Annotated in this window: 7 protein-coding genes and 1 tRNA gene; 5 read left to right on the forward strand and 3 right to left on the reverse strand. The window is 53.6% G+C overall.

Translation table 11 applies throughout. The features are described from left to right. Window positions 1-248: 248 nt before the first annotated feature. The 4 genes from HG66A1_RS01795 to HG66A1_RS01810 all read left to right on the forward strand — a co-directional run bounded on the left by HG66A1_RS01795 (window position 249) and on the right by HG66A1_RS01810 (window position 7,289). The gene (locus HG66A1_RS01795) at window positions 249-1,859 is read left to right on the forward strand and encodes a DUF1080 domain-containing protein (RefSeq protein ID WP_145180286.1); all 1,611 of its coding nucleotides are present in this window, start codon (window positions 249-251) and stop codon (window positions 1,857-1,859) included. 67 nt (window positions 1,860-1,926) lie between these two features. After that, window positions 1,927-4,995: a PVC-type heme-binding CxxCH protein gene (locus HG66A1_RS01800; RefSeq protein ID WP_145180288.1), complete on the forward strand. Its 3,069-nt coding sequence runs from the start codon at window positions 1,927-1,929 to the stop codon at window positions 4,993-4,995. 122 nt (window positions 4,996-5,117) lie between these two features. Continuing rightward, complete coding sequence (locus HG66A1_RS01805) at window positions 5,118-6,143, forward strand: MBL fold metallo-hydrolase (protein WP_145180290.1); 1,026 nt, start codon at window positions 5,118-5,120, stop codon at window positions 6,141-6,143. 90 nt (window positions 6,144-6,233) lie between these two features. Then, a complete protein-coding gene (locus HG66A1_RS01810; RefSeq protein WP_145180292.1) occupies window positions 6,234-7,289 on the forward strand; it encodes a C45 family autoproteolytic acyltransferase/hydolase in 1,056 nt (351 codons plus the stop codon). A gap of 18 nt (window positions 7,290-7,307) precedes the next feature. Here HG66A1_RS01810 and HG66A1_RS01815 read toward each other — a convergent pair whose 3' ends face one another. Further along, a complete protein-coding gene (locus HG66A1_RS01815; protein WP_145180294.1) occupies window positions 7,308-9,308 on the reverse strand; it encodes an ATP-binding protein in 2,001 nt (666 codons plus the stop codon). Beyond that, entirely contained in the window at window positions 9,308-9,985 is a 678-nt protein-coding gene (locus HG66A1_RS01820) for a hypothetical protein (protein WP_197996943.1), read from the reverse strand. Before HG66A1_RS01820 ends, HG66A1_RS01815 begins: the two co-directional genes overlap by 1 nt. Window positions 9,986-10,686: 701 nt before the next feature. Between HG66A1_RS01820 and HG66A1_RS01825 the strand changes: the two genes are divergently transcribed. Continuing rightward, the gene (locus HG66A1_RS01825; protein ID WP_197993770.1) at window positions 10,687-11,577 is read left to right on the forward strand and encodes a tetratricopeptide repeat protein; all 891 of its coding nucleotides are present in this window, start codon (window positions 10,687-10,689) and stop codon (window positions 11,575-11,577) included. An 80-nt stretch (window positions 11,578-11,657) separates the two neighbouring features. Here the strand turns inward: HG66A1_RS01825 and HG66A1_RS01830 are convergent. Further along, window positions 11,658-11,742 (reverse strand) — tRNA-Leu (locus tag HG66A1_RS01830). Between the last annotated feature and the right edge of the window lie 262 nt (window positions 11,743-12,004).

Raw genomic sequence — 12,004 nt, forward strand, 5'->3', positions numbered from 1 at the left:
GGCGCTGGCAACAGCGCCTTTTTTAATGCGCGGACAGTGAGTTGTCGAACCCACTGCACAGACTACTGTCATAGAGCGAATTACTTAACAATCTTATCTATTGGCTATTCCGGTCTTTCACGCTAGCTTCCCATCCCCCCGGCTGTTTAAGATAGGAATATAAATTCATACCGGCTGTTTCAGCTGCGCCTGCCAACATCACAATCCACGGTACATAACGACTTCGAATCATCTTCCCGGAGGGACAAATGACGTCACAGCGCTTGTTTCGTATTCACACCTCACTCTTCTGCTCTCTGATTTGTCTGATACTGGCAACGCCCCAGTTGCTCCAGGCGGAGGACAAAGGGTTTCAACCAATCTTTGATGGCAAGACTTTGAAGAACTGGGACGGCGATCCCCGTTTCTGGTCTGTTAAAGATGGCGCGATCACGGGAATCACCACGAAGGACAATCCGACGCAGGGGAATACCTTCATCATCTGGCGTGGAGGTGAGCCTGGCGATTTCGAACTGAAACTGCAGTACAAAATCATCGGACATAATTCAGGAATTCAGTATCGCAGCTTCCCTATTAAAGGCGCAGACAAGTGGCGGATCGGCGGTTACCAGGCGGACATGGAAGCCGGCGATAAATATTCGGGAATCCTCTACGGCGAAAAGTTTCGCGGCATTCTCGCACTGCGGGGCGAGAAGACCGTGATCGGCAAGAACCACAAACCCAAGGTGGTCGGTTCTGTCGGCGATACCGATGAGATTCAGAAGCACATCAAAAAAGAAGACTGGAACGACTATCACATCATCGCCCGCGGTAATCATTTCATTCACAAGATCAACGGCATTACCACCGTCGACGTGACCGACAATGATGTCGACATGCGACGCGACAAAGGGCTGATTGCACTGCAGTTGCACGCCGGCCCTCCGATGGAAGTGCAGTTCCGCGATATTCAACTCAAAGAGCTGCCGGCCTCCAGGGAGACGTCATCCACTGATGGCGCTAAAAAAAAAGTCGTCCTGATCGCCGGTAAAAAAAGTCACGGTTACGGGGCACACGAACATCGTGCCGGCTGCATGCTGCTGGCTGAGGCTTTGAATAACAGTGGTTTGAATATCGAAGCGACCGTGGTCACCGAAGGCTGGCCGAAAGACGCTTCGATTCTGGATGACGCTGATTCCATTGTCATTTACTGCGATGGGGGTGGCCGCCATCCTTACAACGAGCACCTGGACGAACTCGACGAACTGGCAAAGCAGGGCGTGGGGATGGTTAACATTCACTATGGTGTGGAAGTTCCCAAGGGGAAATCCGGGGACGCCTTCCTGCGCTGGATCGGCGGCTATTTTGAAGAGTGGTGGTCGGTCAATCCGCACTGGACCGCCGACTACAAAAGTCTGCCCTCACATCCGATTGCGAATGGCGTCAAACCATTTTCCATCAACGATGAATGGTACTACCACATGCGGTTTCAGCCGGAGATGAAAAACGTCGATCCGATCCTGACCGCAGTGCCTCCCAAAGAAACACTCAAACGTCCCGATGGGGCTCACAGCGGTAACCCGGCTGTGCGGAAAACCGTCGGACAGCCTCAGCACATGGCCTGGGCCTATGAGCGTCCGGACGGTGGTCGCGGCTTTGGTTTTACCGGCGGTCACTTTCACTGGAACTGGGGCAACGATGATTTCCGGAAACTGGTGCTGAATGCCATCGCCTGGTCTGCCCGGGTGAAGGTACCAGCCGATGGGGTGGCTTCGGCTCCGGTAACCCTGGAGCAGCTGGAAGCCAACCAGGATTATCCGCAGCCGGATAACTTTAACCCCGCACGCATCAAAGCCCTGCTCGCTCAGTGGAATCAATAGGCGAGTTTTTCTGCAACAGAACACCGATTTGAGACAGCTACTGAAATAACATAAGGAAACTGACTCCATGAACTACCGTTGGCTTGCCATTATTCCGGCTCTTTTTTTCTCAACCTCTCTGACAGGCTCCTCACTGTTCGCGCAGTCGGAGCACGAAGCCGATCAGGCCGTGCCCAACCTGACCGTGGCACCGGGGCTGAAGGCGACATTGTTTTCCTCCGAACCCCGTATCAGCAGCCCCTCCAGCATGGACGTCGATGCACAGGGCCGCGTCTGGATCTGTGAAGTCGTTAATTACCGTGCCGGGATCCGCAACATCCCCACCCGCGAAGCCGGGGACCGGATCGTTATTCTCGAAGATACGAATGGCGACGGCAAAGCCGATGAGTCGAAAGTGTTCTACCAGGGAAATGACATTAACGGTTCACAGGGAATCTGTGTGCTGGGGAATAAGGTCATCGTGGCTGCCTCTCCCAATGTCTTCCTGTTTACCGATGAAGACAACGATGGCAAGGCCGATAAAAAAGAGCTGCTCTTCAAAGTAGCGGGGGGCGAACATGACCACTCAGCGCATGCGTCGGTCTTCGGCCCGGATGGTCGGCTGTACTGGAACTTCGGCAACGAAGGGGGGCAGGTCTTCGATGCGGCCGGCAAACCAATTCTGGAACGCGATGGTCGCCCCGTGCTGGATAACGGGAAGCCTTACTGGGGCGGGATGGTCTTTCGTTGTAACCTGGACGGCAGCGATTTCGAGGTACTCGCCCATAACTTCCGTAATAACTATGAAGTGACCGTCGATTCCTTCGGTACCCTCTGGCAGTCAGACAATGACGACGATGGTAACCGTGGTGTCCGCATTAACTACGTGATGGAATTTGGTAACTACGGCTATCTCGATCAGCTGACCGGGGCTCGCTGGAAAACCCCGCGGACCGGCATGCACGAGGAAATTCCCCTGCGTCACTGGCATCTCCGCGATCCGGGTGTCGTTCCCAACCTGCTGCAGACCGGCGCCGGTTCCCCGACCGGGATCTGTGTCTATGAAGGTGCTCTGCTGCCGGAGAAATACCGTAATGAAATCATTCACTCTGACGCCGGTCCGAATGTGGTCCGCGCGTATCCAGTGAAAAAAGAGGGCGCCGGTTATGAAGCCGAGATTGCCAATATTATTACCAGTGAAAAGGACAAATGGTTCCGTCCCTCTGATGTGTGTATCGCCCCCGATGGTTCTCTGTTTGTCGCAGACTGGTACGATCCGGGCGTTGGCGGACACCGGATTGGTGACCAGGAACGCGGTCGAATTTTCCGCATTGCCCCTCCGGATGCGAAATACCAGTTTCAGAAACTGGATCTGAGCACCATCGAAGGCGCGATTGCCGGCATCAAGAGCCCCAATGTCGCGACCCGTTATCTTGCCTGGAACAAGCTGCATGAACTGCAGGCGGAGGCACAGCCACAACTGGAAGAACTCTATCAGTCTGACAACCAGAGGTTCCGCGCTCGCGCCCTCTGGCTGTTGGCTGGTATTGAGGGAAAAGCCGGAGACTATGTTTCTCTGGCGATCAAAGATAAGAATCCCGATATCCGCATCACCGGATTGCGGGCGGCACGTCGTTACAAGCTGGATGTGATTCCCCTCGTGAAACAGCTGGCTCACGATGACTCGCCCCAGGTACGCCGCGAATGTGCGATTGCCCTGCATCACAGTAAATCGCCCGCAGCACCGGAACTCTGGGCAACGCTCGTCGATCAGTACGACGGGAAAGATCGCTGGTATCTGGAAGCACTCGGGATCGGCATGGACGGGCAGGAAAAGAAGTTCATGACCGCCTGGCTCAAGCAGGCGGGCGATAACTGGAATACCCCGGTCGGTCGAGATCTGCTCTGGCGATCTAAAATTCCGCTGGCGATTCCGTACCTGGTGAAAATCATTGAGGATCCCCAGACGCAGCAGGCAGCACTGCCGCGCTACTTCCGTGCCCTGGATTTCATCCCCGGTAAAGAAAAGAACGAAGCCGTCGCCGAACTGTCTCTGTTCAAAGAAGACGGGAATCAAAAACGGGAAACCTACATCATCGCGGAAGCTTTATCGCGGATGTCGGCGAATGTCGTCACCAGCGATAAAAAATATCAGCAGGCACTGAACCAGGTGATCGACAGCAGCCGGGGGACTCCCGAGTTCATCAAACTGGTCGAAAAGTTCAAAGCGAAGGAATTCTATCCTGAACTGGTAAAGCTGGGCAGCCATTCCGGCAAGTCGCAGACCGCCGTCGATGCGATTCGTGCGGCTCTGACTCTGAAGCAGAATGCCCTGATTCAAAAAGCGCTGAGCAGCAAGCGGGATAATGAAAAAGAACAGAATGAGAAACTGGACCTGATCTGGGCGCTGGGAAATACCGCCCATAATGGTGCCAATAAGATTCTGCTCTCAATTATCCAGGACCCGGAGGAACCACTGGTCGATCGACGCGAAGCCGTCAGGGCGGTGGCGAAATCCCGTCCGGGAGCGCACGCGTTGCTGGATCTGGCGGAGAAGGGCAAAGTGGATCCCCAGCTGGAACAGACGGCTGCCGCTGCCATGTCTTCCACCATTATGAAGGATGTCAAGGAACGGGCTGCAAAGCTGTTCCCCGCACCTCCCACCCGGAACAACAAGCCTCTGCCACCGATCAATGTGCTGGCGGGCATGAAGGGGGATGTGGTCGATGGTCGAGTGATGTTCAACACCAAGGGGACCTGTGCCAAGTGCCACGTGGTAAATGGCATGGGGAAAGAAGTCGGCCCGGATCTCTCCGAGATCGGCAAGAAGTTGAGCCGCGAGGCGTTGTTTGAATCGATCCTGTACCCCAGTGCCGGGATCAGTCATAACTTCGAAGCGTACACGGTGATTCTGGTGTCGGGTAACGTGGTGAATGGTCTGCTGGTCAATAAAACCGACGACGCCATCACGATCAAGGATGCCGAAGCCATTGCCCGTACCTTTAAAATGGATGACGTCGAAGAAGTGATTCAACAGAAAGTCTCGCTAATGCCGGCCGATCTGCAGAAGGTACTGACGGAAGAAGAGCTGATCAACATCGTCGAATACCTGACGACGCTCAAGCAGGCCAAGCCGATCAAAAAGGCCAGTCTGTAAGCGCGTCGGACAACGATTGTGATTCATGTGATGTTTCCCGGCTCTGGGATCGACCACAGCCGGGCAGATCAGCGTGGGAGTATACGCTCGAGTAGAGTTAGCTGAATTATCTGGAGAAATTCATGATCAGCAGGTGGCTGCGATTTCTGTTATGGCAGCCTTATGCACTGCTCTGCCGCCGGTTTCCTCTCTGGCCGTTCCAGGTCAAGATTACGCAACCGGTGGAATATGTGACCTGTATTCAGATCGACAATTTACTCACACGTACGCTGAGCCGGTTCAGTGGTGGCTATGATTACGCAGTCTGTTACCTGGTTGACGAAACACTGCTGATCGACACCGGGTTTCCCTGGGCCCGTCGGAGTCTGAAACAGACGCTGCAGAAACTGGGTGTTGTGGAAACGATTACGACCGTCGTGAACACGCATTATCATGAAGATCACACGGGCAACAATGATCTGTTGGTGGAGCTGTGCGACGCGCAGGTTCTCGCGCATGCGGATGCGATTCCGGAGATCCGCTTTCCGGTGGAGTTGCGCTGGTATCGCAGTTTCCTGTTTGGTCCTTCCGCCATCGCGGATGCTCAACCCGTTGGAACTTCGATCAGTACGGAGCACACGCGGTTCGAGGTCATCGAAACTCCCGGCCATTGCCCCGGGCATATCTGTCTGTTCGAGCCGGAGCGGAAGATCCTGTTCAGCGGCGATCTCTATATCGCAGCCGACCTGGACAGTCAACTGGGAGACGCCGACGGTCCGAAGTGGATCGCCAGCCTGGAACAGGCGATCCAGCTGCGCGCCGAATGGTTGTTTGATGCGCATGGAACAGTTCTGAAAGGAGCCGAGGCCGTGGAGCAGCACTTGAGCCGCAAACTTGCGTTCCTGCAGACGATTCGCGATCGCGTTTATGAATATGCCACGCACGCACAGACGATTGAGGAGCTGACGCGCAAGGTCTTCGACCAACGTGGTCTGGTCGACTTTCTTTCATTTGGCGAAGGCTGGCTGTCGCTGATTACCGGTTCGGACTTCTCGCGGAGTAATATCGTCAAATCGTTTTTGAGAGAGAAATTCCAGCAGGAAGCATCTGCATCGCTGATTGAAGAACTTGAAAAAGAAGCAGGTGAACCGCGGATTTCCTCTGCTTAAGCTCAACAATCCCGGGAGAAGGGTTTAAGATTGTTATGAGGCCGTCGCGTTTTCCGGGCGAGATTCAACAATCAATCGTGAGCAGGTGAAATGGTTCCAGCTGAACGTTATCGTGAAATCGAAGTCAGTGGTTCTCCCCGCGAGATGGGCAGGCAGTTGGGAGAAGCTGCTGCTGAAGAGGTGCGGGCTTTTTGTGCTGTGGCGCTGGAGCGTCTTCAGGAGACGATGCAGGTCAGCCCGAAACAGGCTCAGGCTCTGGCGGAAGTCTGTCTGCCTGTTGCGAGGGAATATAGTCCCGATTCCGTAGAGGAACTTGAGGGGCTGGCCGAAGCCGTTGCTGTTCCGCTGTGGCAGATCATGCTGTTACAGATCCGGAATCAGTTCACCCCGGAACCGGATGCGGGCTGCACTTCGCTGAGTGTGCCGGACCCTTCCGGCAGGGGAGCGATCGTGGCTCAGAACTGGGACAATGACCCGGCTCTCGATCCGTTCACCATCATGTTGACGCGTCGCCCGACGGGGAAGCCGGCGCTGATGACGTTAACACAGGCCGGGTTGATTTCTTACATCGGGTTCAATTCAGAGGGCATTGGTGCCTGTCTGAATTCCCTGCCGGCCCCCAGTCGCGCACACGGAGTACCGCACTATTTCACGCTCCGAGAACTCTATGAAGCAGACAGCCTGACAGGCGCGGTGGAGGCGATCCAACGGGCCGAGCGGGCGATTCCCGCGAACATCATGCTGGCGACTCCCGAAGGACCTGCGAACCTGGAAGTGACGATTGACAGTGTGCAGGCCTTAAGACCGGATGAGACAAGCTGGATTACGCATACCAATCATTGTCTGCATCCGGAGTTTTGTCACTACAATGCTGAGTTTCCGGAACTGATCGGTTCACACCCGCGTAAGGCGCGGATTGATGAATTGCTTCACGCCAGTTCCGCTGATCCGGGAGTCGCAGAGATCAAAACCGCTCTCTGCGATCATCAGGATTATCCACGATCGATCTGCAGGCATCTCAACGACGACCCCGATCATGGTTACTGGCAGACCGTGTTTTCCGTGATCATCGAACCGGAGCGGCAGCGAATGCATGTCTCGCGTGGTACTCCCTGTAACCAAAGTTATGAAGTGTATCAGCTTTGAGCTCAAAGCGTTCGTTGCTTAAATCTGGTAAGCGATGTCAGAAGTCAGGATGCTTTGCTCGCTCTCTGTTTCATTGAGAGATGCTAAGATTACCTCGATCAATATTTTACGATCAATGGGCTTCGTCAGGTATTCGTCGCAGCCTGCATCCAGACATTTCTGGCGATCACCGTTCATGGCGTGTGCTGTCAACGCGATGATTGGTATCTGGAAACCAGCGTCTCTTAATTGCCGGGTCGCACTGTAACCGTCCAGAACCGGCATTTGCATATCCATCAGGATTACATCAAAAGGCTCACCCTGTGATTCGGCTGCTGTCGCCTGATCGATTGAGAGCTGACCATTTTCTGCCAGGCTGACGTCCGCCCCTGCTTTTTTCAGCAGGAAGGTGATCAGCCGCTGATTGTAGAGGCCATCTTCCGTCAGCAGGATCCGATACCCTTTGAGCGGAGTGCCCGGCAGCGCCTCGGAGGATGCGTCTGCTTTTTCATTGGTAACTGGTTTGGGGGTGTTGGTTTCTTGTTCAATCAGCGGTACCTGCTCCAGGGAGCCGGTACCGACTCGGATGGTAAAGGTGCTACCCTCGCCGTGGGTACTGCTGACAGAAATCGATCCACCCAGCAGTTCTGCCAGGCGTTTGCTGATGGTCAGACCCAACCCGGTCCCTTCAAACTTACGCGTCATGGAATCATCGGCCTGGGTGAAAGGATTAAACAGGGTTTTCAGACATGAAGCAGGAATACCGATTCCGGTGTCGATGACTTCGAACTGCAGCTGAGGTGCCTGCTTAGAATCATTCAGCAGACGCGTGACGACTTTTACGGAACCGGTTTCGGTGAATTTAATCGCATTGCCGATCGTATTGATCAGAATCTGTCGCAGGCGTGTGGGATCAGTCTGGATCGTTTCAGGAATGGGGCCCTCAATCTGAAATTCCAGCGGCAGTGCTTTGGCGACCGCGCGGACATTCATCAATGAAGAGACATTATTCAACAGTTCGTGGGGCGAGCAGGCAATCTGTTCGACTTCCATTTTTTCAGCTTCGATTTTGGACAGGTCCAGAATGTCATTGATGAGTCGGATCAGGTATTCGCCATTCTCCTTCACGGTCTGCGCTGCTTCCACATTTTCAGGAGCGGAGACGTTCTCGAGCAGGATATCGTTGAATCCAAGAATGGCATTCATGGGCGTGCGGATTTCGTGGCTCATGTTGGCGAGGAATGCACTTTTGGCGCGGTTGGCGGCTTCTGCATGTTCCTTGGCGCTGCGTAATTCACGGGCCTGCATTTCCAACTGGTGATTGGTTTCCGAGATTTTCTGATTGGCGAGATGCAGTTCGCTGGTCCGTTTCTGGACCTCTGATTTAATCAGGGATTTTGTTTCCTCGAGAGCCGCTCTCTGACATGCCATCGCCCGCATTTCACGCGTGTTCTGTTGAATGGCAATGATCAGGAAGATGTCTTCGAATACAACCCACGCACCATGTTCGACAATCCGCCAGGGGCTCGCAGTCAGTGCGCCAAAGACCGCCTGGGGGTACAACAGCCCGAATGCGGTATGGTCAATGACAACGACTGTGGTCGCCGAGATCAAAACGCGCCAGTCCCGGTAAAAGGCCAGGAACGCCAGGGAACCAAAAATGTGGAAGTGAGTTTCAATTCGCCCGCCACTGAGGTGGATCAATAAAGATGACGTCAACATCTGGCTGATTGCGATCACGTGCCGGGTGAGGACGCGGCCCGGATGAAACCAGGCCAGGAAGACGGGGAAGCAGGTAATCAAACCGCCCAGGATGACAGCCGCCCAGACATGCAGGTGGGTCTGATTTAAATTACCAATCCAGGTATACGGGGTCACCAGGCAGGCAGCTCCGATGGCAGCCAGCCATTGGATAATCATCAGAACTGCGAACAGACGGTCAGTCCCTTGACAGAGCTGCTGACGATGCTCGTTGAACAGTTCTTCTGCTCGTTGTGCGAAATCAGGTTGGCAGGGTTTGTTGAGAATACTGAGTTTCATTATTTATCCTCCTGTCGGCATGTCTTTTCCCGTCCCAGCAGGGGGCAGCCGAAGGTGTATGTCTGATGCGACTCTGAGTTGCCTTGAGAGAGATAATCAAGCACTGCACTGCTGCCGCGGTTGGCTCCCGTGTGTCCCCGTGATCCGGTGATGCCCCCGTGGAAGACCAGTTCTCCCCGAGTGTCATACAAGGCGACATATCCGGAGGTCGTGGCACCAAACAGTCGGGCTGCCTGGCCATCCAGATCGCTGCTAACGGATACTCCGGGAATTGCTGCCGTCGCTTTCCAGAGATCTGTTTTTTCCCAGTCCTGAGGAAAGTTCGCCGGCTTATAAAATTCGACACGTGCATCCAGCCGTTCAGGGCCGTATGCCATAATCTGTTCCAGTTCGCTGATGCTGGCCCGCGTACAGGGGCAGCGGGGGTGCGCAAACATGACCAGGGTAGGGCGGAATGCATTCCAGGTGGTCTGACTTTCTGCCGGCCACTGAGTCGGTGAATGCGATACCGCACCGGGAGTCGTCTGATAACTCCAGAGAACACCCATCACGGAGAGAATCAGTCCTGCCCAGACGATTGTCAGACAGGGAATGAGATACCGGTTCCCGGTCCGTCTGGAAGGGAGGGATTTCAAACCGAGTGGTTTTTCAATATGCCAGATACTGGAGATATTCATCAGGTCAAATCGATCCTCTGTAGAGAAGACTGGTCAGGGACGTTACGACTGAGGTCTCTGCAGGCTCCCCACCGGGAATCTGTACCGCAGCGAAGAAAACATAAGTTGAAATCTGTGGCGCGCGGGTGGAATCAGCTTAAAAACTGATAAAACGATCCGATATCTGCCTCAGGCTAATGTATAGACTTCACAACCGGTAGAAATCAGTTGAAATAAGGAGGAATTCCCATGCAGTTTTCAGGGGAGTAAGCTGAGAGATCGCTTGGGATTGCGTGAATTCTGAACAGGGGGATTTCCCTCAAAAAATATTCACATACTTTAAAAAGGTCGCTCGGAATTGCCGGGTGACTCAATCTGAGTTTTAACCCTCCAGTCCTGTTCGAAAAATGGGGAGCGAGACAGCCTGTCGAGAGCTGATTTCCATTCAAAGAGGCAGAGATTGCCGACGACATTCGTTTGAGGATTGTTTCGATTTGAGGAGTTGTATCGAGGTGGGCTTTGTGTATTAGGATGAATCTGTCCGAAATTTTTTAATCTGTTTGACAGCCGTTCTCGAGGGCGGGACGATTGAGCCAGTTCTTCTCTTCAAAACTTGATAGCTGGAATAAGAAGTCATGGCAACAGAGCGACAGTTAAGGGACAGACAACAGAGAAATCTCCTCGGAGAACTGAATGAAAAGACCGGTAGAGCTGTGGGGGCCATGTCTTTTGTGATTTGCTGTTTACTTCTGTTGAGCGGATGCCAGGGGCAGCAGAGTCTCGATCCTCGCACAGCGGCTGAGCAAGGAGATGCGGAAGCGCAAAACAATTTAGGAATCATGTACACACTCGGAGACGGCGTCGAACAGGATTTCGGTCAGGCTGCAGAGTGTTTTCGTCGTGCTGCCGAACAGGGGTACGCTGAAGCACAAAACAATCTGGGGGTCAGCTATCGTGATGGCAAGGGGGTTGAAAAAGATTATCATCAAGCAGTCAACTGGTTTCGCAAAGCGGCAGAACAGGGTTTACCCAAAGCACAATTCAATTTAGGGATCATGTATACCAACGGTAATGGAGTCAGGAAGGATTATGCTCAAGCGGCAGAATGGTTTCGGTCAGGGGCTCAGCATGGAAATCCAGAATCGCAGACCTATTTAGGAATCTTTTACCGTGATGGAATGGGAGTTGAGAAGGATACTGCTCAGGCGACAGAGTGGATTCGGAAGGCAGCCAGACAGAACCTGCCCCTGGCGCAACACAATTTAGGATTCATGTATGCAACGGGTAACGGCGTCGAGCAGGATGATGCTGAGGCGGTGAAGTGGTATCGCAAAGCGGCTGAACTGGGAAATGCCGAAGCCCAAAATAATTTAGCCATGTGTTACCACAACGGAAAAGGTGTGGAGCAGGATCTGAGTCTGGCAGCAAAGTGGCTCCGCGAAGCAGCAGAGCAGGATCTGATCAGTGCGCAATTCAATCTGGGCTACATGTATGCAGAGGGAGAAGGTGTTGAACAGGATCTAAAGCGGGCCGCGGAGTGGTATCGTAAAGCCGCGGAACAGGGAAATCAGGCAGCAAAGCAGGCATTAGAGAATTTAGAAAAGAGCCGGTAGGAGAATCCCGTTTCTAACCGGCAAGATGGCATGAAAAAAGGACTCAGGGTGCGATAACCCTGAGTCCTTTTTGTTTTTAGTGCCCAAGAGAGGACTCGAACCTCCACGGGGATTACCCCCACTAGCCCCTCAAGCTAGCGCGTCTGCCAATTCCGCCACTTGGGCTCGGCTGCAGATGCTCTCAATTACCTGTACAGGTGCCTGAAAACAGTCTGAATGTCGAGGATTTCCCAGTATAACAATCCGGGTGGGACCATCAAGGGAAGCGGAGGCCAATCTCGGGGTGAAAATGCGGGGATTTTACGAAAATGGACCTGCAATGAGTTCAAACTACCCTCCCCGTATAATCTGCATTTTTGTAAACTACGCCCCGTTTTCGACCGTCGCAACAGCGTTTCTCCGTGGAATACGGAAGTCTGGCTGTTTC

The sequence above is a fragment of the Gimesia chilikensis genome (assembly GCF_007744075.1).
Classification (GTDB): Bacteria; Planctomycetota; Planctomycetia; order Planctomycetales; family Planctomycetaceae; genus Gimesia; species Gimesia chilikensis_A.

Coding starts and splice junctions, on each gene's coding strand:
- HG66A1_RS01825 (WP_197993770.1), top strand. CDS start 10,687: ATGTCTTTTGTGATTTGCTGTTTACTTCTGTTGAGCGGATGCCAGGGG.
- HG66A1_RS01820 (WP_197996943.1), bottom strand. CDS start 9,985: ATGAATATCTCCAGTATCTGGCATATTGAAAAACCACTCGGTTTGAAA.
- HG66A1_RS01805 (WP_145180290.1), top strand. CDS start 5,118: ATGATCAGCAGGTGGCTGCGATTTCTGTTATGGCAGCCTTATGCACTG.
- HG66A1_RS01810 (WP_145180292.1), top strand. CDS start 6,234: ATGGTTCCAGCTGAACGTTATCGTGAAATCGAAGTCAGTGGTTCTCCC.
- HG66A1_RS01800 (WP_145180288.1), top strand. CDS start 1,927: ATGAACTACCGTTGGCTTGCCATTATTCCGGCTCTTTTTTTCTCAACC.
- HG66A1_RS01795 (WP_145180286.1), top strand. CDS start 249: ATGACGTCACAGCGCTTGTTTCGTATTCACACCTCACTCTTCTGCTCT.
- HG66A1_RS01815 (WP_145180294.1), bottom strand. CDS start 9,308: ATGAAACTCAGTATTCTCAACAAACCCTGCCAACCTGATTTCGCACAA.